Origin of the sequence: Sphingomonas sp. OK281 (assembly GCF_900115295.1) — a bacterium.
In the GTDB taxonomy this organism is placed as follows: domain Bacteria; phylum Pseudomonadota; class Alphaproteobacteria; order Sphingomonadales; family Sphingomonadaceae; genus Sphingomonas.
In genome coordinates, this window is record NZ_FOVZ01000004.1 from 198,479 (window position 1) to 220,383 (window position 21,905).

General features: G+C 66.3%; 21 protein-coding genes. 10 read left to right on the forward strand and 11 right to left on the reverse strand.

Going from position 1 to position 21,905, the window contains the following annotated elements:
* Positions 1-22 precede the first annotated feature (22 nt).
* Positions 23-1,066 (reverse strand): heat-inducible transcriptional repressor HrcA, encoded by a 1,044-nt coding sequence (hrcA, locus tag BM244_RS15255; RefSeq protein WP_093399755.1) that lies wholly within the window; start codon positions 1,064-1,066, stop codon positions 23-25.
* A 188-nt stretch (positions 1,067-1,254) separates the two neighbouring features.
* Here hrcA and rph point away from each other — a divergent pair, with 188 nt between their 5' ends.
* Complete coding sequence (gene rph, locus BM244_RS15260; RefSeq protein ID WP_093399756.1) at positions 1,255-1,971, forward strand: ribonuclease PH; 717 nt, start codon at positions 1,255-1,257, stop codon at positions 1,969-1,971.
* Positions 1,968-2,603, forward strand: a complete 636-nt coding sequence (rdgB, locus tag BM244_RS15265) for an RdgB/HAM1 family non-canonical purine NTP pyrophosphatase (protein WP_093399757.1) — start codon at positions 1,968-1,970, stop codon at positions 2,601-2,603. The genes rph and rdgB overlap by 4 nt, the downstream gene beginning before the upstream one ends.
* 168 nt (positions 2,604-2,771) lie before the next feature.
* Here the strand turns inward: rdgB and BM244_RS15270 are convergent, their stop codons facing one another.
* Both BM244_RS15270 and BM244_RS15275 read right to left on the reverse strand, forming a co-directional pair.
* Entirely contained in the window at positions 2,772-3,482 is a 711-nt protein-coding gene (locus BM244_RS15270; RefSeq protein WP_093399758.1) for an EAL domain-containing protein, read from the reverse strand.
* Positions 3,483-3,636: 154 nt separating this feature from the next.
* Positions 3,637-4,194, reverse strand: a complete 558-nt coding sequence (locus BM244_RS15275; protein WP_093399759.1) for a CAP domain-containing protein — start codon at positions 4,192-4,194, stop codon at positions 3,637-3,639.
* Positions 4,195-4,237: 43 nt separating this feature from the next.
* Here BM244_RS15275 and hemW point away from each other — a divergent pair, with 43 nt between their 5' ends.
* Positions 4,238-5,410 (forward strand): radical SAM family heme chaperone HemW, encoded by a 1,173-nt coding sequence (gene hemW, locus BM244_RS15280; RefSeq protein ID WP_093400048.1) that lies wholly within the window; start codon positions 4,238-4,240, stop codon positions 5,408-5,410.
* Between the two features lie 123 nt (positions 5,411-5,533).
* Here the strand turns inward: hemW and BM244_RS15285 are convergent, their stop codons facing one another.
* A complete protein-coding gene (locus BM244_RS15285; RefSeq protein WP_093400049.1) occupies positions 5,534-6,736 on the reverse strand; it encodes a penicillin-binding protein activator in 1,203 nt (400 codons plus the stop codon).
* A 10-nt stretch (positions 6,737-6,746) separates the two neighbouring features.
* Here BM244_RS15285 and rsmI point away from each other — a divergent pair, with 10 nt between their 5' ends.
* The 4 genes from rsmI to BM244_RS15305 all read left to right on the forward strand — a co-directional run bounded on the left by rsmI (position 6,747) and on the right by BM244_RS15305 (position 9,824).
* Positions 6,747-7,592, forward strand: a complete 846-nt coding sequence (gene rsmI, locus BM244_RS15290; protein WP_093400050.1) for a 16S rRNA (cytidine(1402)-2'-O)-methyltransferase — start codon at positions 6,747-6,749, stop codon at positions 7,590-7,592.
* A 48-nt stretch (positions 7,593-7,640) separates the two neighbouring features.
* Positions 7,641-8,042, forward strand: coding sequence for a YraN family protein (locus BM244_RS15295; RefSeq protein WP_093399760.1), 402 nt, complete (start codon positions 7,641-7,643; stop codon positions 8,040-8,042).
* Between the two features lie 64 nt (positions 8,043-8,106).
* On the forward strand, positions 8,107-9,060 hold the full coding sequence (gshB, locus tag BM244_RS15300; RefSeq protein WP_093399761.1) for a glutathione synthase: 954 nt from the start codon (positions 8,107-8,109) through the stop codon (positions 9,058-9,060).
* A gap of 164 nt (positions 9,061-9,224) precedes the next feature.
* Positions 9,225-9,824: a DedA family protein gene (locus BM244_RS15305; protein WP_093399762.1), complete on the forward strand. Its 600-nt coding sequence runs from the start codon at positions 9,225-9,227 to the stop codon at positions 9,822-9,824.
* Here BM244_RS15305 and BM244_RS15310 read toward each other — a convergent pair.
* The gene (locus tag BM244_RS15310; protein WP_254784470.1) at positions 9,821-10,726 is read right to left on the reverse strand and encodes a tyrosine recombinase XerC; all 906 of its coding nucleotides are present in this window, start codon (positions 10,724-10,726) and stop codon (positions 9,821-9,823) included. The genes BM244_RS15305 and BM244_RS15310 overlap by 4 nt on opposite strands.
* A 62-nt stretch (positions 10,727-10,788) precedes the next feature.
* On the opposite strand from BM244_RS15310, the gene BM244_RS15315 reads away from it, so the two are divergent.
* Entirely contained in the window at positions 10,789-12,249 is a 1,461-nt protein-coding gene (locus tag BM244_RS15315; protein ID WP_093399764.1) for a sensor domain-containing diguanylate cyclase, read from the forward strand.
* A gap of 42 nt (positions 12,250-12,291) precedes the next feature.
* Complete coding sequence (locus tag BM244_RS15320; RefSeq protein WP_093399765.1) at positions 12,292-14,463, forward strand: primosomal protein N'; 2,172 nt, start codon at positions 12,292-12,294, stop codon at positions 14,461-14,463.
* Between the two features lie 265 nt (positions 14,464-14,728).
* Here the strand turns inward: BM244_RS15320 and BM244_RS15325 are convergent, their stop codons facing one another.
* The 5 genes from BM244_RS15325 to BM244_RS15345 all read right to left on the reverse strand — a co-directional run bounded on the left by BM244_RS15325 (position 14,729) and on the right by BM244_RS15345 (position 19,751).
* Positions 14,729-14,983, reverse strand: a complete 255-nt coding sequence (locus BM244_RS15325; protein ID WP_093399766.1) for an ATP synthase F1 subunit epsilon — start codon at positions 14,981-14,983, stop codon at positions 14,729-14,731.
* Between the two features lie 125 nt (positions 14,984-15,108).
* The gene (gene atpD / locus BM244_RS15330; protein ID WP_056065176.1) at positions 15,109-16,590 is read right to left on the reverse strand and encodes a F0F1 ATP synthase subunit beta; all 1,482 of its coding nucleotides are present in this window, start codon (positions 16,588-16,590) and stop codon (positions 15,109-15,111) included.
* Between the two features lie 17 nt (positions 16,591-16,607).
* A complete protein-coding gene (locus tag BM244_RS15335; RefSeq protein ID WP_093399767.1) occupies positions 16,608-17,501 on the reverse strand; it encodes a F0F1 ATP synthase subunit gamma in 894 nt (297 codons plus the stop codon).
* Between the two features lie 161 nt (positions 17,502-17,662).
* Complete coding sequence (gene atpA / locus BM244_RS15340; protein ID WP_093399768.1) at positions 17,663-19,192, reverse strand: F0F1 ATP synthase subunit alpha; 1,530 nt, start codon at positions 19,190-19,192, stop codon at positions 17,663-17,665.
* Positions 19,193-19,196: 4 nt separating this feature from the next.
* Complete coding sequence (locus BM244_RS15345) at positions 19,197-19,751, reverse strand: F0F1 ATP synthase subunit delta (RefSeq protein WP_093399769.1); 555 nt, start codon at positions 19,749-19,751, stop codon at positions 19,197-19,199.
* Positions 19,752-20,079: 328 nt separating this feature from the next.
* Between BM244_RS15345 and BM244_RS15350 the strand changes: the two genes are divergently transcribed.
* Positions 20,080-20,757, forward strand: coding sequence for a dienelactone hydrolase family protein (locus BM244_RS15350; RefSeq protein ID WP_093399770.1), 678 nt, complete (start codon positions 20,080-20,082; stop codon positions 20,755-20,757).
* 286 nt (positions 20,758-21,043) lie between these two features.
* Here BM244_RS15350 and BM244_RS15355 read toward each other — a convergent pair whose 3' ends face one another.
* Positions 21,044-21,889 carry an oxidoreductase gene (locus BM244_RS15355; RefSeq protein ID WP_093399771.1) on the reverse strand — a complete coding sequence of 282 codons (846 nt, stop codon included), beginning with the start codon at positions 21,887-21,889 and terminating at the stop codon, positions 21,044-21,046.
* Positions 21,890-21,905 lie beyond the last annotated feature (16 nt).

Sequence of the window (21,905 nt, forward strand, 5' to 3'; positions counted from 1 at the left end):
TTTCCCTATAAATTGGGCCGGCTCAACCCATCAACCGGGCGAGCGTTGCAGCCGTGAAATCCACCATGGGCACGACGCGCGCATAGTTCAACCGCGTCGGGCCTATGACACCGACCACGCCAACCACCCGACCGTCCAATCCGCGGAAGGGCCTGGCGATCACCGAAGACCCTGACAACGCGAACAATTTTGTCTCCGCGCCGATGAAAATCCGCGTCGAATCTCCGGCCCGCGCGCTGTCCAAAAGCGATGCGACTTCCTGCTTTCCCTCGAGATCGTCGAGCAGGTCGCGGACCCGGTCGAGATCGGCGGCGGCGGCGGCATCGATCAGCCGCCCCTGCCCGCGCACGATCAGCACCGGGCGGCGATCGGCATCCTCGCTCCACACCGCGATCCCGCGCTCGACCAGCGTCCGCGCCGCGCCGTCGAGCGCCGCCTGCCCGTCCGCCAGCTCGCGCTCGATCCGGGTCCGTGCATCCGCCAGCGTCAGCCCGCCGAGCGTCGCCGACATGTAGTTGCCCGCCTCGATCAGCGCGGACGGCGACATGCCCTTCGGCAGCGCGATCACGCGATTTTCGACCGAGCCATCCTCGCTGACCAGTACCGCCAGCGCCTGTTCGGGCGACAGCGCGACGAACGCGATCTGGCGCAACTTCAGTTCGCGCTTGGGCACCATGACCAGCCCCGCGCAGGCCGACAGCCCGGAGAGCGCAAGCGTGGTCGCGGCGAGTGCCTCCTCGACCGGACCACCGACGCCGGCACGCGCCTCGATCGTCTGGCGCTCCTCGAACGACGGTTCCATCGCCTGCATCATGCCGTCGACGAACAGCCGCAGGCCCCGGTCGGTCGGCATGCGCCCAGCGCTGGTATGCGGGCTGGCGAGCAACCCCAAACCTTCAAGCTCCCCCATCACGCCGCGAATCGACGCGGGGGAGAGGCTCAGCCCAGTCAGCTGCGCGATCGTCTTCGACCCGACCGGCGTGCCGCTGGCGAGATAGCTGTCGACCACCGCACGAAAAATGTCGCGCGCGCGATCGGTCAGTTCGGTGACGGGGGGCGTGGCCATCGCTTTGATCTAGGCTGGCGAGCGGGAATGCGAAAGGCTAGGCAGCGGCAATTACTCACACCCCGTTCGTGTCGAGTAGGGGTCGAGCGAAGTCGAGAACCCGTATCGAGGTACATGTCCTTCGATACGCCATCTCGACACGCTCGATTGCTACTCGGGACGAACGGCAATTTGATTAGGAATATACTATGCGCCCATCCGGCCGCGCCCCAGACCAGATGCGTGCGATCACGATCGAGCCGCGCTTCACCAAGCATGCCGAGGGCTCCGTCCTGATCGGCTTCGGCGACACCAAGGTGCTCGTCACCGCCAGCGTCGAAGAGAAGGTGCCGCCGTTCATGCGCGGCAAGGGCGAAGGCTGGGTGACCGCGGAATACGGCATGCTCCCGCGCGCCACCAACACGCGCAACAACCGCGAGGCCGCCAAGGGCAAGCAGTCGGGCCGCACGCAGGAAATCCAGCGGCTGATCGGGCGTTCGCTCCGCGCCGTCGTCGACCTGAAGCTGCTCGGCGAGCTCCAGATCGTGATCGATTGCGACGTGATCCAGGCGGATGGCGGCACGCGCACCGCGTCGATCTCGGGCGGCTGGGTCGCACTACGGCTCGCGATCGACGGCTTGCTGGCAAGCGGCAAGCTGACCGCCGACCCGCTGACGCAGAAGGTCGCGGCGATCAGCTGCGGCATCTACCAGGGCAATCCGGTGCTCGACCTCGACTATATCGAGGATTCGGGCGCGGACGCGGATGCGAACTTCGTCCTGCTCGAAAACGGCAACATCGCCGAGGCGCAGGCGACCGCCGAAGGCGCGACCTATGACGAGGAGGCGCTGCTTCGCCTGCTGCGTCTCGCGCGGATCGGCTGCACGGACATCTTCGCGGCACAGGCGAAAGCCGTCACCAAGTGAGCGGCGAAGGCAAGGAACCGCAGGCGATCCGCAAGCTCCAGCCGGGCAAGCTGGTCATCGCCAGCCACAACAAGGGCAAGGTTCGCGAGATCGCCGCGTTGCTCGAAGGCCGCGGTCTCGAAGTCGTCTCGGCCGCCGAGCTCGACCTGCCCGAGCCGATCGAGACCGGCACGACCTTTTTTGCGAATGCCGAACTGAAGGCACGCTCGGCCGCCGACCTGTCGGGCTATCCCGCGCTCGCGGACGATAGCGGGCTGTGCGTCGATGCGCTGAACGGCGATCCGGGCGTCTACACGGCCGACTGGGCGGAGACGCCGAACGGTCGCGACTGGATGATGGCGATGCAGAAGGTTGAGGACGCGGTCGTCGCGAAGGGTCCGGATGCGACGCGTGGCGCGCATTTCGTCAGCGTGCTCGCGCTCGCATGGCCGGATGGTCACGTAGAATGGTTCGAGGGGCGTGCCGAGGGTACGCTCGTCTGGCCGCCGCGTGGGAATGTCGGCTTCGGGTATGACCCGGTGTTCGTGCCGCTGGGCTACGACCAGACCTATGCCGAATTGCCGCATGAGACGAAGAACGCGATCAGCCACCGGAACGAAGCGTTCAAGCTGCTCGAAGCGGCGGTCTTCTGATTTATTGATCCTCCCCCGGAAGGGGGAGGTGGCTGGCGCTTGCCAGACGGAGGGGGAGGAAGACGAAACCTCTGTTCCGTGTCCTCCCCCTCCGTCACCTGCGGTGCCACCTCCCCCTTGCGGGGGAGGATTGCAGACTAGCGAACGGTCGAACTCAAACCGGCCACGTCAGACGGCGATCAGCTGCTTCTCAGGCCACATCACCGCAGGCAAAGCCTCGAACGCCGGTTTCGCCAGCAGATACCCCTGGATATACCGCACGCCGAGACCCCGTAGCGCCTCGAACTCACCAAGAGTCTCGACCCCCTCGGCTATCACCGAAATCCCCAGCGCGGTGCACATCCGCAGCATCCCCTCGACGATCATCCGTCGCGGCAAGCTGGTGTCGATGTCGCGGATCAGTTCCATGTCGAGCTTGATGATGTCCGGCTGGAACCGCGCGAGCAAATTGAGCCCGGCATGTCCCGCGCCGAAATCGTCGAGCGCGGTGCCGAAACCCATCTTCTGGTAGGTCGCGATGATGTTCGCGACGTGCGCGGGATCGAGCATTTCCTCGTTCTCGGTGAACTCGAAGATGAGGCGATCGGTCGGCAGGCCGACCGCGCCCGCGGTCTTCAGCGTCAACTGGATGCACGCCGCCGGCGAATAGACCGCGTTCGGCAGGAAGTTGATCGACAGCCGCGCGGCCGTATCGAGCAAGCCGGCCTTCACCGAGGCCTCGATCGCGCGCACCCGGCATTGCTGATCGAACGCGTAGAGGTTCGCCGCATCGACCTGGGCCAGCACGCTCGCCGCCGACTGCCCTTCGGGGCCACGCACCAAGGCCTCGTAGGCGAAGACGGTCTCGGTCTCGATATCGACGATCGGCTGGAACGCCATCGAGAAGGCGAACGACAGGCCGGCGCCGTCACGGCAACCGGCACAACCGCCAGGACGACGAATATCGGGTTGGGGTACTGGTATCATCACAGCAGGTTAGCCGCCTATGGTTTAAAAAGTACGACCGTGACAGACACTGGCTGCCTATCCTGAATCAATAGGCGCGCTCGCCAAAGACGTTTCCGGGGGGCGAATAGCGGCACACCAGATAGTCGTCGGTCTTGTTGCTCGCCATCGCGCAACCGACCTGCGTCGAGCCGCGCCAGACGATCTGCGTGTAGTGCGCGACGTCCTCGAACTTGCCCGTACGGCTGAACCCGGGGGTCGGCTGGTTGATGAAATCGCGCTTCTCCGCGACCCAGTGGCCCATCATCTCGGTGTACGCATAGGCATAGCGCGTGCCGGTCCACAGGTTCTCGCCTTCGCGCGACATGCCTTGCGGTTGCGGCGCGTGCGCGAATTTCCGCGTGCGTGCCATCTCCTCGGCATAGGTGCGCGCGGTGGTCGCCAGCGCGTCGCTCCAGGTCAGCGGCGCCACGCCGACCGCGGCGCGAGCGGCGTTGTGGCCGTCCATCATCGCGGTCTTGAGCAGGCTCGCACCGCGCGGTGCCGGTGCCGTCGATTCGCGCGGCTCGACGACTCGCTCGGGGCCCGGCGCGCAACCTGCCAGCAACAGCGCCCCGGCGATCGCCAAACCCATCCGTGCCGTCATTGCGCTTCCTTCGGCCGCCCCGTGCGACCATATGCGCGAGATAATGCCCGTCTTCGAAACACCAAGCCCTAGCCCCCATCAAGCGGGTGATCTCGCGCTGTACGTCCATTGGCCGTTCTGCGTGTCGAAATGCCCGTATTGCGATTTCAACAGCCATGTCCGCGAAGAGGTGGACCAAGCGGCGTGGCGGGACGCACTGCTGATCGACCTCGCGCATGAGGCGCGGGTGTTGCCGGGGCGGAAATTGCAGTCGATCTTCTTCGGGGGTGGCACGCCGTCGCTGATGCCGCCGTCGACTGTCGCCGCTGTGCTGGATGCGGCGGAGAAGGCCTGGGGGTTCGCCGAGGGGATCGAGATCACGCTGGAGGCTAATCCGTCTTCGGTGGAGGCGGCGCGGTTTGGCGATCTGGCGCGCGCTGGAGTGAACCGCGTGTCGCTGGGGCTGCAATCGCTCGACGATACGGCACTGAAGTTTTTGGGGCGTGCGCATGACGTCGACGAGGGGCAAGCCGCACTGGCGACCGCGCAGAGCGTGTTTCCCCGCGTGAGTTTCGACCTGATCTATGCGCTGCCCGGCCAGCGGCTCGATGACTGGCGCGCCGAACTGGCGCGTGCGCTGAGCCTCGGGACGGAACATCTCTCGCTGTATCAGCTGACGATCGAGGCCGGCACGCGGTTCGCGACCGAGGCGCTGGCGGGGCGGATCGTGATCCCCGACGGTGATTCGGCCGCCGATCTGTTCGAGGCGACGCGCGCCGATACCGCCGCGGCTGGGCTTCCGGCGTACGAGACGTCGAACCATGCGCGGCCGGGGTCGGAAAGCCGGCATAATCTCGCTTACTGGCGGTACCAGGATTATGCCGGGATCGGGCCGGGCGCGCACGGACGACGCGGCGGGCTGGCGACGGTGCGGCGGAAGAAGCCGGAGAACTGGCTGGCCGCGATCGAGCGCAATGGCCACGGGATGGAGGTGGAGGATCCGCTGACGCCGTCGACGCGGGCTACCGAGGCTTTGCTGATGGGGTTGCGGTTGGCGGAAGGCGTGGATCTTGACCGGATAACGGGGCTGAACGCGGGCGTGGTACCGGTCGACCTGGCGGCGGTGGCTCGGCTGGAGGCGCTCGGCCTGATCGTGCATTCGCCGGGGCGGTTGCGGGTTACCGAGGCGGGTGCGCTACTCCTCGACGCGATCCTGCCGGAAATCGTAACGGCGTAAGGCATGCCCAACCAGGTCATTCCCGCGAAGGCGGGAACCCATACTGGCTAGCCGTGCGATAGGATCGCAACCGGCTGAGTATCTGGGTCCCCGCCTCCGCGGGGATGACTAATGCAGAAGGCCTTACTTCCCGAACCCGGCCGGTGCGGGCGAGACCACCGTGGTCGTGCCGGCGCGGATTTCCTTCACCTCGAGCGCGCGCTCGGCGACGTTGTCCTTGCCGAAGCGGAAGGCGCCATCGATGCCGGCGAAGCCGTCGCCGTCGCGCAGGCGGTTCACTGGGAACGGCGTGCCCGGCTTCCAGTCGCGCGCGATGCGAACCGTCAGCAGGACCGAGTCGTAACCAAGGCTCGACAGGCGGTATGGCCCTGCGCCGAACCGCGCGCGATATTTGGCGGCATATTGGCGGTACAGCGTGTCCGAAACGCTGGCGTACCACGCACCGGAGAGCGCTGGCTTGGCGGCGATCGCGGTGTCGGAGTTCCAGAGTTCGGTGCCGAGGATGCGCGTCGAAGCGCCGCTGCCACGCTTGACCATCGCCGCGGCCGAAGCCGCGGTGGCGCCACCGTCGGCGATCAGGACCGCATCATAGGGGGCTTTCGCCGCAAGCCGCGTGACGGCGCCGGAAATACCTCCGGGACCGCGCGCGTAGGTCTGGAGCGAGACAACTTGCCCGCCTGCGCCTTCGACCGCGCGGAGGAACGCGGTGGAGGCGCGCTCGCCGTACAGGCCGTTGGGGACGAGGCCGGCGAAGTTGCTGACGCCGCGCTCTTTAGCGAAGTCGACGACGCGCGCGATCGACTGGGTCGGGACATAGCCCATCAGATACGCGCCGTTGCCCGCCACGCCGAGATCGTTGGAGAAGCTCAGCACCGGAATGTTCGCGGCGCGCGCGATCGGTGCGACCGCGCGGACGTCGTCGGCGAGCAGCGGTCCGAGGATCAGCTGCGCGCCCTCGGCGATCGCGCGCTGCGCGGCGGCGGCGGCACCGGTCGCGGTGTCGTAGTTGGTGATCCGGACGCGCTGGTTCTGCGTGTCTAGCAGTGCGAGCATCGTCGCGTTGGCGATCGAGGTGCCGACACCCGCGTTGCTGCCCGACAGCGGCACGAGCAGCGCGACGCGGTTACGCTCCGCGTCGCGCGGGATGCCGGTCTCGACGCCGATGTTAGGGCGATCGACCGGACGGGTGGTCGGGCGCTGCTGCGACGGCTCGACCGGACCACGTGGGACGATCGTCTGGCACGCGCCGAGCAGGCCCGCCGCGGCAAGTATCGCCCATCGCCCGATGGTACGTGCGGATTGCCCTATCGTCGTCGCGTCTGCCATGACCGTCCCCATGAACCCTGAAACTCTTCTTGATCCCGGCCTCTACATCGTCGCGACCCCGATCGGCAATCTTGGCGATCTGTCGCCGCGCGCCGCCGACATCCTCCGCCGCGCCGACGTGATCGCGGTCGAGGACAGCCGCGTCACCGCCGGGCTGCTCCGCCACATCGGCACGAAGACGCCGATGGTGCCGTATCACGACCACAGCGCGGAAGGCGTGCGCCCGGCGCTGATCGCGCGGATGGCGACGCAGGCGGTGGCACTGGTGTCGGATGCGGGGACGCCGCTGATCTCCGATCCGGGGTTCAAGCTGGTGCGCGATGCACGGGCTGCGGGGCATCTGGTGGTGACGATCCCGGGGCCGTGCGCGGCGGTGGCGGCGCTGACGCTGGCGGGGCTGCCGACCGACCGGTTCCTGTTCGTGGGCTTCCTGCCGTCGAAGATGCACGCGCGGGCCGAGGCGATCGCGGAGGTAGCGACGATCCGCGCGACTCTGGTGATGTACGAGTCGGGGCCGCGGCTTGGGGCGTGCCTCGCGGCGCTGGCGGAAGGACTCGGCGACCGCGAGGCGGCGGTGACGCGCGAGATCAGCAAGAAGTTCGAGGAGGCGGTGACGGGAACGCTCTCGACGCTCGCCGCGCGCTATGCGGATGCGCCGCCAAGGGGGGAGATCGTGATCGTCGTCGCACCACCGGGCGAGGCTCCGCCGGCGAGTGCGGAGGACGGGGATGCCGCGCTGGTCGAGGCGTTGACGCGACTGTCGACGGGCCAGGCCGCTAGTGAGGTGGCGAAGGCTCTAGGGCTCGATCGGAAGGCGCTTTACGCGAGAGCGCTGGAATTGAAGCCGAAGGCCTGATCTCCCCTCCCGCTTGCGGGAGGGGTCGGGGGAGGGCATGCCACGGACGTGCCGCCCCCGCCCTCCCCTCACCCCTCCCGCAAGCGGAAGGGGAACACGCAGGACCGACAGGTTGCGGAAGCTACCGGCCGTCGCGGCGAGCGGCTGGCGGGGTGGTGGCTGCGCCTCAAGGGCTGGAGCATACTCGATCGCAGAGTCCGCACGCCCGCCGGAGAGGTCGACCTCGTCGCACGAAAGGGAAACCTGATTGCATTCGTCGAGGTAAAAACCCGCGCGACCGCCGCCGAACTCGACTTCGCGATCGACGAACGCCGCCTCGCGCGCGTTGCCGCAGCGGCCGAATACCTGATGCCGCGCTACGCCGGACCCGGCGACGATATCCGCGTCGACGTCATCCTGCTCGCCCCCGGCACGCGCCCGCGCCATATCGAGAATGCCTGGATCGGGTGACGCCGCCCGGTGACTTCGCGCCCGCCCGCGCCTACATGCGCTCGACCGAACAGAAGGAAGACGCATGAGCCTCACCGTCGCCGTCCAGATGGACCCGCTCGACAGCATCAACATCGCCGGCGATTCGACCTTCGCGCTGATGCTGTCCGCGCAGGACCGTGGTCATAAGCTCTTCCACTATTCCGCCGAGGACCTGAACTACCGCGACGGCAAGGTCTGGGCGAAGGCGCACCCCGTCACCGTGCAGCGCGTCGTCGGCGATCACTTCAGCGTCGGCGAGCCCGCGAACCTCGACCTCGGCGACGAAGCCGACGTCGTCCTCATGCGCCAGGATCCGCCGTTCGACCTCGGCTACATCACCGCGACGCACCTGCTCGAGCGGATCGCCGACAAGACGCTGGTCGTGAACGACCCTGCTCAGGTGCGGAACGCGCCAGAGAAGGTGTTCGTGCTCGACTATCCGCAGTTCATGCCGCCGACGCTCGTCACGCGCTCGCTCGACGAGGCACGGAAGTTTCTCGCGGAACACGGCGCGATCGTCATCAAGCCGCTGCACGGCAATGGCGGCAAGGCGATCTTCAAGGTCGAGTCGGACGGCGCGAACCTGTCGGCGCTGATGGAGGTCTTCAACATGACGTGGCGCGAGCCGCACATGGTGCAGGCGTTCCTCCCCGACGTGGCGAAGGGCGACAAGCGCATCGTGCTGATCGACGGCGAAGTCGCGGGCGCGATCAATCGGCTTCCGGGCGAGGGCGAGATCCGTTCCAACCTCGCGGTCGGCGGCTCGGCGGAGAAGTCGGTGCTGACCGACAAGGAGCGCGAGATCTGCGCGGTACTCGGGCCGGAACTGAAGAAGCGCGGGCTGTTGTTTGTTGGGATCGACGTGATCGGCGGCACCTGGCTGACCGAGATCAACGTCACGTCGCCGACCGGGATCGTCGCGATCTCGAACTTCGATGGGACCGATGTTGCGGGCATGATCTGGGATGCGATCGAGGCGAAGGTCGCGGCGCGGTAGGCGGACAGGATACCACCCCGGCGAAGGCCGGGGCCCAATTGGAAAGGTCGTAGTAACGGAGCGCCGTCCTCCGTCATGACCGTCCCCCAATTGGGCCCCGGCCTTCGCCGGGGTGGTGTGATGTCGACGGAACCCATCCGGCATCCCGGCAGTATGTGATACCCATGACCGAATTCATCCTCGATCTCATCGCCTGGGGCGGATATTTCGGTATCTTCCTGTTGATGGCGCTCGAGAATATCGTCCCCCCGGTGCCGTCCGAAGTCATCATGGGGCTCGGTGGCATGGCCGTCGCGCGCGGCGACATGAGCGTCGTGCCGCTGATCGCCTGGGGCACCGCGGGCTCGGTCGTCGGCAATTACTTCTGGTATTATATCGGCCGCAACATCGGCTACGAGCGCTTCCGCCCGTTCATCGAGCGCAACGGCCGCTGGCTGACGATGGAATGGTCGGACGTCGAGAAGATCCACCGCTTCTTCATGAAGCGCGGCGGGTGGGTAATATTCGTGTTCCGGTTCATGCCGACCTTCCGCACCGTCATCTCGCTCCCAGCGGGGATGACCCGCATGCCGATCTGGCAGTTCGTGATCTGGACCGCGGCGGGCAGCGCGATCTGGAACACCGTGCTCACCTATGCCGGCATCCTGCTCGGCTCGCACTTCGAGGAACTCGATCGCTATGTCGGGCCCGTCGCGGTGGCGACGTTCGTGGTGATCATCATCGGCTATGGCTGGCGCGTGCTGACCTGGAAGCCGAAGGGCTAGACCCCGCCATGCGGATGGGCGTTGCGATATACGTCCATCAAATGCGCCGCATCGACCTGCGTATAGACCTGCGTCGAACTCAGGCTCGCATGGCCGAGCAACTCCTGCAGCGCGCGCAGATCCGCCCCCCGCCCCAGCAAATGCGTCGCGAAACTATGGCGCAGCGCATGCGGCGTCGTCCGGTCGCCAAGCCCCAGTCGAGCCCGCGCCGACTGCACCGCGCGGCGGATCATTACCGGGGACAATGCCCCCCCTTTCGCGCCCCGAAACAGCGGTTCGTCGCGCGCAACCGGCCACGGCGTCTGCGCGGCATAGGCCTCGATCGCCGTACGAACCTGCGGCAGCAAAGGCACTACACGCGTCTTGGCACGCTTGCCCGTCACCCGGATCGTCTCGCCGAGAGGCAGGATATCGCCCCGCAACGTCAGCGCCTCGCCGATCCGCAGCCCGGCGCCGTACAACAACATCAAAACCGCCCAGTCGCGCGCGCCGATCCACGGCTCGGCGGCATCGTCGGCCACTTCCTCCGCCAGCGCGACCACCTCCGCGGGCGAGATCGGCCGCGGCACGCCCGCCTTCACGCGCGGCCCGCGCATCAGCGGTTGCTCGGCGCCTTCGTTCGCCCAGGCGAGGAACCCGCGCACCGCCGACAACTCACGCGCCGCCGACGCATTGCCCAGTCCGGCCTCCCGCCGTTGCGCCAGATAGGCCCGCAGGTCGGTTGTCGTCACCCGCACCAGCGCCCGGCGGTCGATCCGCTCCCCCCAATGCCCGACGAGGAACGCCGTCAACCGCTCCGCGGACGCCCGGTATGCCCGCACGGTATGGACCGACCGCCGACGATCGCGCGCAAGATGATCGGCCCAAAGCATCGACGGGGGCAGGACTTCGCTAGATACCATCGTTGGACAGTAACGCGTTCCTTCGGCAAAGAAAATTAACCCCCGTCACGATATTGAGTGCCATGCCCCCCGCAGATCTCCTGTCCAACATCTTTACCGATGAAACCCGGCGAGTCGCCGCGCTTCACGCGCTGGCGTTGCTCGACACCGAGCCGGAACGCGAATTCGATGCGCTGGTCTCGTTGGCGGCGGAAATGCTCGGTTGCCCGACGGCACTGATGACTCTAGTCGACAGCGATCGACTGTGGATCAAGGCGGCGGCAGGCGGCGAACGCGGCGAGATCAGCCGCGACATCGGCATGTGCGCCTACACGATCCAGAACGATGACCCGCTCGTCATCGAAGACCTCGACGCCGACCCGCGGTTTTCGAAGAACCCTCTGGTCATGGCGGAGCGGGGCGCGCGCTTTTATGCCGGCGCGGCGATCCACGCGATCGACGGCGATGGCGAACGTCACGCGGTCGGCACGATATGCGTCATCGATACGTCGCCCCGCAGTTTGAACAAGGCCGGCCGCCGCGCGCTGATGCACCTGGCGACGCTCGCGGAAGCTGCGATCGCGGCACGCTCCGCCGCGAACCAGGCGATCGCGATCGCCACCACGGCCGATCGACAAGCCGCCGCGCTCGAGCGCCAGGACCGGATCTTCCGCCAGGCGGAGCGGATGGCGGCGATGGGATCGTGGCGTACGTCGCTCGACCACGAACATATGGCGTGGTCGGACGGCGTCTTTCATATCTACGGCCTGCCGGTCGGGCCGGTGCCGGAAATGGACATTGCGATGGGCTTCTACCCGCCGCACGCCCGGGACAAGCTGACCACCGCGATGACGCTGACCCTGGAAACCGGTATGCCGTTCGACATCGAGGTCGACTTTACGACCGCGCAGGGCGAGCCGCGCCGCGTGCGCGTTCTGGGCGAGCTCGAGAACGACGCCGGGACGACGGTCGGCTTCGTCGGCGTATTCCAGGACGTGACCGAGCGGCATGCCCTCGAAACCACGTTACGGCGAACCGCCGACACTGATTCCCTGACGGGAATCGCCAACCGTGCCGCGTTCGATCGCGCGCTCGATGCGGCGATGACCCGCGCTCACGCCGATGGCACGCCGCTGTTGCTGGCATTGGTCGATCTCGACGGGTTCAAGGCGATCAACGACACGCTCGGGCATACCGCTGGCGACGACGTGCTGCGCGGCGTTGGCCGGGAATTGCAGGCGCGGTGGCTGATGGGCAGTTTCGTCGCGCGCCTTGGCGGCGATGAGTTTGCGGTGCTGATCGAGAACCCCGCGCTCGTTACGATGCCAGCGCAGATTTGCGCACGGCTGGAGGAATCGCTGCGGTTTCCCATCGCCATGAACGGGCTGGCAATGGTCAGCGCCGGGACGGTCGGCATCGCCGCTCTGGCACCCGACTGCCACTCGATCCGCGATTTCGTCCACCGCGCGGACACGGTGTTGTACCAGGCCAAGCGTGCCCGGGTTGGCGAACGCCGACGGACCGACCGACGAAGCGCTGCCTAAAACGGTTCACGCGGAGTCGATCCGTCCCCATATACCGACACGATGTCGTCCCGCGCCCGTGTCCTGATCCTCAACGCCGCCCTCGGGCCGCTCGACTACCGCGTGCCCGCTGGCATGAGCGTCGAGCCAGGGTCGGTCGTGGTCGCGCCGCTTGGGCCGCGGCAGTTGCTCGGCGTGGTGTGGGAGGCTGAACGGATGCCGTCCGACGCGGAGGTCGGCGACAACCGGTTGCGCAACCTGCTCGCCGTCGCGGACGTACCGCCCTTGGGTGCGCCGTTGCGGCGGCTGGTCGAGTGGACCGCGGATTATTACCTCGCGCCCGCGGCCTCGGTGTTGCGGATGACGCTGGCATCGACCTCGGCGCTGGAGGGTGCGCGGACGGCTGTCGAATATCGTTCCACCGGGGTGGTGCCGCCCCGCCTGACGCCCCAGCGTGAGCAGGCATTGGAGCGGATCGGTGATCGGCAGGGCCTGATCCGTGAGCTCGCCACGCTGGCGGAGGTCAGCGACGCAGTGATCCGCGGGCTGGTGAAGGTCGGCGCGATCGAGGCGGTCGAGGTGAGCATCGACGTCCCCTACCCCGTGCCCGATCCGTCGCATCACGAGCCGACGCTGTCCGAGGACCAGCGCGCAGCGGCGGATGCCTTGGTGGCGGGAGTGGCGGAGCACGCGTTCCACCCGACCTTGCTCGACGGCGTTACGGGCTCCGGCAAGACCGAGGTGTATTTCGAAGCGGTCGCGCAGGCGATCCGCGATGGTCGGCAGACGTTGGTGCTGCTCCCCGAGATCGCGCTGACCGAGCCGTTCCTCAAGCGCTTCCACGACCGCTTCGGGTGCGAGCCGATCGCGTGGCATTCGGGGCTGCGCTCGACTCAGCGGCGCAGGGCTTGGCGAGCAATCGCCAGCGGTGAGGCGCTGGTAACGGTGGGTGCACGGTCCGCATTGTTCTTGCCGTACCGCGACCTCGGGCTGATCGTCGTCGACGAGGCGCACGAGACCAGCTTCAAGCAAGAAGAGGGCGTGCATTATCACGCGCGCGACGTGGCCGTGATGCGGGGGAAGTTCGAGGGGTGTCCGGTCATCCTCGCTTCCGCGACGCCGGCGATCGAGACGCGGCAGCAGGTGGTGACCGGACGTTACGCGGAGTTGAAGCTGCCGGGCAGGTTCGGTGCGGCGGAGATGCCGACCATCGAGCCGATCGACCTGATCAAGGAACCGCCCGAGCGCGGTCGCTGGCTGGCGCCGCGTCTGGTGAAGGCGATGCAGGCGACGCTGGAGCGCGGCGAGCAGTCGCTGCTCTTCCTCAACCGGCGGGGGTATGCGCCGCTGACCTTGTGCCGGACGTGCGGGCATCGGTTCCAGTGCCCGAACTGTACCGCGTGGATGGTCGAGCACCGCCTAACGCGAAGGCTGGCGTGCCATCATTGCGGCCATGCCGAACCGACGCCGCGCGTGTGTCCGGAATGCAAGGGTGAGGATACGCTGGTTGCCTGCGGGCCGGGGGTCGAGCGGATCGCTGATGAGGTGACGGCGCTGTTCCCCGAGGCGAAGACGGCCGTGGTGACCTCGGACACGATCTGGTCGCCTGCCAAGGCGGCTGAGTTCGTCGGGCGGATGGAGGTTGGCGACATCGACATCGTCGTCGGCACGCAGCTAGTGACGAAGGGCTATCACTTCCCCAACCTGACGTTGGTGGGCGTGGTCGACGCGGACCTCGGTCTGGACGGTGGCGATCTCCGTGCGGCCGAACGCACCTTCCAGCAGATCCGGCAGGTGTCGGGGCGTGCTGGCCGTGGCGAGAAGCCGGGGCACGTGTTCATCCAGACGCACAGCCCCGGCGCGCAGGTCATGCAGGCGCTGATCACCGGCGATGCGGATGCGTTCTACGCGGCGGAGACCGACGCGCGGAAGGATGCGGGGGCGCCACCGTTCGGACGCTATGCGGCGATAGTGGTGTCGTCGGAGGACCAGTCTTGCGCGCACGATACGGCCAAGTTGGTGGGGCGAAGTGCGCCCGAGGTCGAGGGGATGCACGTCTATGGCCCCGCGCCGGCGCCGCTGGCGATGTTGCGCGGGCGGCATCGGTATCGGCTGCTGGTCCATGCGCGGCGGGCGCTGGATGTGCAGGATGTTATCCGGGAATGGCTTGGGAAGCTGGACTGGCCGTCGAGGGTTCGGGTGACGGTCGACGTCGACCCGTATAATTTCTTGTAGCGCTAGGGCTCAACCTAAGCGCGTACCAGCGCCGCAATGAGTATCATTTGCCTCGGAGAATACCACCACCCCGGCGAAGGCCGGGGCCCAGTTGGGAGGCAGCGGTGATCAGCGTTGCGCTTCCTCACCTTGACCTTTCCACCTGGGCCCCGGCCTTCGCCGGGGTGGTATTAGGTACCGAGGTAGTGTGTTCACCTGCGAAGGCGGGTGCCCAGTCTGGATCCCCGCCTTCGCGGGGAAACAATCTTCGGTCAGTTAGGTGCGCTTACTCGCCAGCGTGTTCGGCGAGGACGGTCAGGCCCTTGGCGTTGACCTCGGCGAAACCGCCCTTGATCGCGATGATCTCGGGGGTGCCGTTCTGCGTGCGGTATACCTGCACACCGCCGTCGCGGACCGTCGACATGAAGGGCGCGTGGCCTTCGAGGACGCCGAAATCGCCTTCGGTTCCGGGAACGACGACCATGTAGACCTCCTCCGAGCGGACGAGCTTTTCTGGCGTGACGAGTTCGAAATGCAGCATCTTGTTCGCCTTCTCCCTTTCCCCTGCGGGGAGAGGGTCGGGGTGAGGGGCAGTACCGGGCGAGGCGCTCGTGGCGACCCCTCACCCCAACCCTCTCCCCGGAGGGGAGAGGGAGTCAGGTCGGCTTACGCTTCCGCGGCCATTTTCTCGGCCTTGGCGACGGCTTCGTCGATGCCGCCGACCATGTAGAACGCGGCCTCGGGGAGATGATCATACTCGCCCTCGACCACCGCCTTGAACGACCGGACCGTATCCTCGAGCTGGACGAACTTGCCGCTGATGCCGGTGAAGACCTCGGCAACGTGGAACGGCTGGCTCAGGAACTTCTGGATTTTCCGCGCACGCTGGACGGTGAGCTTATCTTCTTCCGACAGCTCGTCCATGCCAAGAATCGCGATGATGTCCTGCAGCGACTTGTACTTCTGCAACGTCGACTGAACGGCGCGTGCGGTATCGTAATGCTCCTGGCCGACGACGCGTGGCTCGAGCAGACGGCTCGTCGAATCGAGCGGATCGACCGCCGGGTAGATGCCCAGCTCGGAGATCGCACGGTTGAGGTTGGTCGTCGCATCGAGATGCGCGAACGACGTTGCAGGCGCCGGATCGGTAAGATCGTCGGCCGGCACGTACACCGCCTGCACCGAGGTGATCGACCCCTTGTTGGTCGACGTGATGCGCTCCTGCAGCGCGCCCATGTCGGTCGACAGCGTCGGCTGATAGCCCACTGCCGACGGGATGCGGCCGAGCAGCGCCGAAACCTCTGCGCCAGCCTGCGTGAAGCGGAAGATGTTGTCGACGAAGAACAGCACGTCCTGGCCTTCGACGTCGCGGAAATACTCGGCGATCGTCAGGCCCGACAGCGCGACGCGTGCACGCGCGCCTGGCGGCTCGTTCATCTGGCCGAACACGAGCGCGACCTTCGAGCCCTCCGACTGCGGATTGCCGTCGGCATCCTTGGCGATGACGCCTGCGTCAAGGAACTCGTGGTACAGATCGTTGCCCTCGCGGGTACGCTCGCCGACGCCCGCGAATACCGACGTGCCGCCATGACCCTTGGCGATATTGTTGATCAGCTCCTGGATCAGCACGGTCTTGCCGACGCCGGCGCCGCCGAACAGGCCGATCTTGCCGCCCTTCGCATACGGCGCGAGCAGATCGATGACCTTGATGCCGGTGACCAGAATCGCGCTCTCGGTCGACTGGTCGACGAACAGCGGTGCCGAGGCATGGATCGGGGCGGTCGTCTCTGCGCCGACCGGACCACGCTCGTCGATCGGCTCGCCGATGACGTTGAGAATGCGGCCGAGCGTCTTCGGGCCGACCGGCACGCGGATCTGCGAGCCGGTATCGGTGACGGTCTGGCCGCGGGTCAGACCCTCGGTGGCGTCCATCGCAATCGTGCGAACGGTGTTCTCGCCGAGATGCTGCGCAACTTCGAGCACGAGCCGGTTGCCGTTGTTATCGGTTTCGAGCGCCGACAGAATGGCGGGCAAATTGTCGGGGAAATGCACGTCGACGACCGCACCGATGACCTGCGAGATGCGGCCGGTGTTGTTCGTGGCCTTGGGGGCGAGCGTGGTTCCGAGGGTCTCTGGGGCGGTTGCCATTGTCTGCTTCCTTGGACTTACTTGAGCGCTTCGGCGCCCGAGATGATTTCGACCAGCTCGGTCGTGATCGCGGCTTGGCGGGTACGGTTATACTGGATCGAGAGGCGCGTGATCATGTCGCCGGCGTTGCGCGTGGCGTTGTCCATCGCGTTCATGCGCGAGCCCTGCTCCGACGCGGCGTTTTCGAGCAGCGCACGGAAAATCTGGATCGCGACGTTGCGCGGCAGGAGATCGGCGAGGATCGCTTCCTCGTCGGGCTCGTACTCGACCACGGCTTCGGCCGGCGCACCCGGCTTGGCTTCCGCACCGGGGATCGTCGACAACGGAATCGGGATGATCTGGATACCGGTCGGGACCTGCACCAGCGCCGACACGAACTTCGCGTAGAACAGGTGCGCGACGTCGAACTGGCCTTCACCGAAGCGCTTGATCAGGTCCTCGGAGATTTCCTGCGCATCGCTGAACGCGAGCCGCTTGATCTGGCCCATCTCGTGATCGGCGAGGATATCGTTCGGGAAGAAGCGCTTGATCACGCGCCCCTTCTTGCCGGCGACGTAGAACTTCACGGTCTTGCCGGCCGCGATCAGTTCCTCGGCCTTGCGGCGCGCCGCGCGGACGATGTTGGTGTTGAACGCGCCGGCGAGGCCACGCTCCGACGTCGCAATGACGATCAGGTGGACCTGGTCCTTGCCGGTGCCCGCGAGGAGCGGCGACGCGCCCGGCGCGATGCCGACGCGCCCTGCGAGGCTCGCCATCACCGCTTCGAGCCGCTCGGCATACGGACGACCGGCGACCGCCGCGTCCTGCGCACGGCGCAGCTTCGCAGCGGCGACCATCTTCATCGCCTTGGTGATCTTCTGCGTCGACTTCACCGAGCCGATGCGGATCTTGAGGGCCTTAAGTGATGCCATCTTCTCTTCCTGCTCCCTCGCTCCTCACAGAGGAGGGTCGGATTACACGCTCTGCTCCCTCTCCCCGTCGGGGAGAGGGTCGGGGTGAGGGGCAGTTGCAAAGCGCAACGCCCGGTACAACCCCTCACCCCAACCCTCTCCCGCAGGGGAGAGGGAGTTAATCAGGCAAACGTCTTCGCGAACGCTTCGAGCGCTGCCTTCAGCTTGTCCTTCGCCTCGTTACCCAGGTCGCGGGTATCGCGGATCAGCTTCAGCACGTCGGCATGGTTCGCACGCATGTCGGCCAGCAGCGCCTGCTCGTAGCGGGTCACGTCGGCGACCGGCACCTTGTCGAGATAGCCGCTGGTGCCGGCGAAGATCGACACCGTCTGCTCTTCGAACGGCAGCGGCGAGAACTGCGCCTGCTTCAGCAGCTCGGTCAGGCGCGCGCCGCGGTTAAGCAGCTTCTGCGTCGACGCATCGAGATCCGACCCGAACTGCGCGAACGCCGCCATCTCGCGGTACTGCGCCAGCTCGAGTTTGATCGAGCCCGATACCTTCTTCATCGCCTTGGTTTGAGCGGCCGAACCGACGCGCGACACCGACAGGCCGACGTTGATCGCCGGACGCACACCCGAGAAGAACAGGTCGGTCTCGAGGAAGATCTGGCCGTCGGTGATCGAGATCACGTTGGTCGGGATGTACGCCGAAACGTCGCCCGCCTGCGTCTCGATGATCGGCAGCGCGGTCAGCGATCCGCCGCCATTCGCGTCCGACATCTTCGCCGCACGCTCGAGCAGGCGGCTGTGCAGATAGAACACGTCGCCCGGATACGCTTCACGGCCGGGAGGACGACGCAGCAGCAGCGACATCTGGCGATACGCGACCGCCTGCTTCGACAGATCGTCGTAGCAGATCAGTGCGTGCATGCCGCGATCGCGGAAATACTCGCCCATCGCGACGCCGGTGTACGGTGCGAGATACTGGAGCGGCGCAGGGTCCGACGCGGTCGCGGCGATGACGATGGTATATTCCATCGCGCCGTTCTCTTCGAGCGTCTTGACCAGCTGAGCAACGGTCGAGCGCTTCTGGCCGATCGCGACATAAACGCAATACAGCTTCTTCGACTCATCGTTGCCGGCGTTGGCGATCTTCTGGTTGATGAACGCGTCGATCGCGACGGCGGACTTGCCGGTCTGGCGATCGCCGATGATCAGCTCGCGCTGGCCACGACCGACGGGGACGAGCGCGTCGATCGCCTTGAGGCCGGTCTGGACCGGCTCGCTGACCGACTGGCGCGGGATGATGCCCGGCGCCTTCACTTCGACGCGGCTGCGCTCGGTGGTGTGGATCGGGCCCTTGCCGTCGATCGGGTTGCCGAGGCCATCGACCACGCGGCCGAGCAGCTCCTTGCCGATCGGCACGTCGACGATCGTGCCGGTGCGCTTGACGATGTCGCCTTCCTTGATCTCGGAATCGCTCCCGAAGATCACGACGCCGACGTTATCGGCCTCGAGGTTGAGCGCCATGCCCTGCACGCCGTTCGAGAATTCGACCATCTCGCCGGCCTGGACGTTGTCGAGGCCGAAGATGCGCGCGATGCCGTCGCCGACGCTCAGCACCTGGCCGGTCTCGCTGACCTGGGCCTCGGTGCCGAAATTGGCGATCTGATCCTTGATGATCTTCGAGATTTCTGCGGCGCGGATATCCATTAGCTTAGCCCTTCATCGCGTGCGCGAGAGTGTTGAGACGCGTCTTGATCGACGAATCGATCATCTGGCTGCCGACGCGGACGACGAGTCCACCCAGCAACGATGGGTCGACGCTGAGGTCGACGGAAACTTCGCGGCCGACCCGCTGGCGGAGCTGATGCTTCAGCTCGATCACCTGCTCGTCGGTCAGCGGATGCGCGGACGTCACCTCGGCCGCGATCTCGCCGCGATGCTGCGCGGCAAGTGTCCGGAATGCCTTGATGATCTTCGGCAACGCGCCCAGCCGGTGGTTCTCGGCGAGGACGCCGAGGAAGCTCTTGGTGGTCGCATCGACGCCGAGCTCGTCGGCGACTGCGGAGACCGCCTTCACCGCCGCGCCACGCGACACCATCGGGCTCACTGTCAGATTGCGGAAGTCGTCCGACTGCGCGAGCGCGTCGCGCACGTTCGCCAGGCTCGACTCGACCGCGTCGATCGTCTTCGCGTCACGCGCGAGTTCGAACAGGGCCAGCGCATAACGCCCGCCTAAGCTCGCTTGAATACCGCCGGATGTCTCCACGGAACCTCTATCCTCGCCTGCAACGAATAACCGACCCAAAGGAAGAGAGGGCGCGAAAGCACCTCTCCTGGGACGCGGCGCGGTTAGCATCGGGTTGTCGGATTGGCAACCCGGCGGGAGGGTCAGGGGGACGGGTTTGTGACTGTTTTGTCATTGATCGAGGGTTGGAAGGGCCCGACCCCACCCCTCCCTGTCATCCCCGCGCAGGCGGGGATCCATATCCTCCGAACCCGGCGCTTTCACCGCACGGCCTGCCACTATGGCTTCCCGCCTCCGCGGGAATGACGGTATTGGGCAGACGTTACGACCAATCGACGAGGACGAGAGAATGACCGGCACGATGGAAACGATGACCATGTCCGACGGCGCGACTGTCGCGGTCTATCACGCGCAGCCGACCGGCGAGCGTCGCGGCGGCCTCGTGCTAGTGCAGGAGATCTTCGGCGTAACCGACCACATCCGCGACCTCTGCGACGAGTACGCGGCCGACGGTTACGAGGTCCTCGCCCCCGCGCTGTTCGACCGCGAGCATCCCGGCTTCGAAGCGGAGTATACGGGCGAAGGCTTCGCGCGCGGCGTCGAACTCGCGCGGCAACTGCACCCGTTCGACCTGTCGCTGAAGGACGTCCAGACCTGCATCGACACGCTCGCGTCCGCCGGCCCGGTGTTCGTCGTCGGCTATTGCTATGGCGGCTCGATCGCGTGGTTCGCCTCTACCAAGCTCACCGGCGTGGCGGCGGCGAGCGGCTATTATGGCAGCATGATCCCGGCGTCGGCGGACGAGGAACCGAAGGTGCCGGTCATCCTCCACTTCGGCCGCCATGACGATCATATCCCGATGGACGGCGTCGAGCAGGTCATCGCCAAGGATTGGCCGAACGCGACGGTGTATGTCTACGAAGCGGGCCACGGCTTCAATTCGGACCGGCGGAAGGATTACCACGAGCCGAGTGCGGACCTGGCGAAGCAGCGCACGCTGGAGTTGTTCCGCGCGAATGGGGGCTGATCGACCGGCCGCATCCCGCAACCGATACCACCCCGGCGAAGGCCGGGGCCCAATTGGAAAGGTGGCAATAATTGAGGGACGCGCTCCGTTAGCAATGTCCCCCAATTGGGCCCCGGCCTTCGCCGGGGTGGTGGCTCTGATAGGGCCCACACAATAAGGCCGTCGGCACCGGTTGGCGCTAAAGACGCTAAGGCAGTCCCCGCTTCCTTGTTCTCCCGCGAAGGCGGGAGCCCAGTCTGGATCCCCGCCTTCGCGGGGAAACAACTTGGGGAGTTAAGCCCTCAAATCACTCCCCCGGAAAATCGGCTCCAAGGCTATCCGCCTTATGAGCCTCGATCTCCTTCAGCCTCTCGGCCAGCTTCTTGGTCACCGCATCATACCCCCAAGCCCCCAACACCAGGTGCCGCGGCGGGTTCGCATTCTCGGTCAGCGCAATCATAGCTTCACCAGCCCGCACCGGATCGCCCGCCTGCGTCCCGCTAACCTCGCGCGTCCCATCCAGCCGCTTGCCCGCCGTATCGGCGTAGTCCGCGATCTTCACCGGCGTCTGCTTCAGCGAACGCCCAGCCCAATCCGTCCGGAACGGCCCCGGCTCCACGCACGTCACGTCGATCCCAAGCGGCTTAACCTCCGCCAGCAACGCGTCGGACCAACCCTCGACCGCATGCTTCGACGCGGCATAATAGCCCGAGCCCGGAAATCCGACCTGACCAGCAACCGACGTGATGTTGATGATATTGCCGCTCTTTTGCGCACGCATCACCGGCAGCACGGCCCGCGTAAGCGCAAACAACCCAAACACGTTCGCATCGAACTGCGCGCGAATCTCGGACTCGACGCCCTCCTCGACCGACGCCTGATAGCCATAGCCCGCATTGTTCACGAGCACGTCGATCCGTCCGAACTTGGCCTTGGCCTGCGCGACCGCATGGTCGATCTGCGCCTGCTCCGTCACGTCGAGCGACAGTGCGAGCGCACGATCCTCGGCGCCTTCCGCCAGATCCGCGACGCGATCAGCATCCCGCGCAGTAACCACCGCACGCCAACCGCGCGCAAGCACGAGCTTAGCGAGTTCGCGACCGAAACCGGTCGAGCAGCCGGAAATGAACCAGACGGGCGTGTCGGAGGCCATGAGACATCTTTCGTTA

Bases quoted from the DNA above. Each gene is read 5' to 3' on its own strand.
- hrcA (WP_093399755.1), bottom strand. From the start codon at position 1,066: ATGGCCACGCCCCCCGTCACCGAACTGACCGATCGCGCGCGCGACATT.
- rph (WP_093399756.1), top strand. From the start codon at position 1,255: ATGCGCCCATCCGGCCGCGCCCCAGACCAGATGCGTGCGATCACGATC.
- BM244_RS15270 (WP_093399758.1), bottom strand. From the start codon at position 3,482: ATGGCGTTCCAGCCGATCGTCGATATCGAGACCGAGACCGTCTTCGCC.
- BM244_RS15275 (WP_093399759.1), bottom strand. From the start codon at position 4,194: ATGACGGCACGGATGGGTTTGGCGATCGCCGGGGCGCTGTTGCTGGCA.
- hemW (WP_093400048.1), top strand. From the start codon at position 4,238: ATGCCCGTCTTCGAAACACCAAGCCCTAGCCCCCATCAAGCGGGTGAT.
- BM244_RS15285 (WP_093400049.1), bottom strand. From the start codon at position 6,736: ATGGCAGACGCGACGACGATAGGGCAATCCGCACGTACCATCGGGCGA.
- rsmI (WP_093400050.1), top strand. From the start codon at position 6,747: ATGAACCCTGAAACTCTTCTTGATCCCGGCCTCTACATCGTCGCGACC.
- gshB (WP_093399761.1), top strand. From the start codon at position 8,107: ATGAGCCTCACCGTCGCCGTCCAGATGGACCCGCTCGACAGCATCAAC.
- BM244_RS15305 (WP_093399762.1), top strand. From the start codon at position 9,225: ATGACCGAATTCATCCTCGATCTCATCGCCTGGGGCGGATATTTCGGT.
- BM244_RS15310 (WP_254784470.1), bottom strand. From the start codon at position 10,726: ATGGTATCTAGCGAAGTCCTGCCCCCGTCGATGCTTTGGGCCGATCAT.
- BM244_RS15315 (WP_093399764.1), top strand. From the start codon at position 10,789: ATGCCCCCCGCAGATCTCCTGTCCAACATCTTTACCGATGAAACCCGG.
- BM244_RS15320 (WP_093399765.1), top strand. From the start codon at position 12,292: ATGTCGTCCCGCGCCCGTGTCCTGATCCTCAACGCCGCCCTCGGGCCG.
- BM244_RS15325 (WP_093399766.1), bottom strand. From the start codon at position 14,983: ATGCTGCATTTCGAACTCGTCACGCCAGAAAAGCTCGTCCGCTCGGAG.
- atpD (WP_056065176.1), bottom strand. From the start codon at position 16,590: ATGGCAACCGCCCCAGAGACCCTCGGAACCACGCTCGCCCCCAAGGCC.
- BM244_RS15335 (WP_093399767.1), bottom strand. From the start codon at position 17,501: ATGGCATCACTTAAGGCCCTCAAGATCCGCATCGGCTCGGTGAAGTCG.
- atpA (WP_093399768.1), bottom strand. From the start codon at position 19,192: ATGGATATCCGCGCCGCAGAAATCTCGAAGATCATCAAGGATCAGATC.
- BM244_RS15350 (WP_093399770.1), top strand. From the start codon at position 20,080: ATGACCGGCACGATGGAAACGATGACCATGTCCGACGGCGCGACTGTC.
- BM244_RS15355 (WP_093399771.1), bottom strand. From the start codon at position 21,889: ATGGCCTCCGACACGCCCGTCTGGTTCATTTCCGGCTGCTCGACCGGT.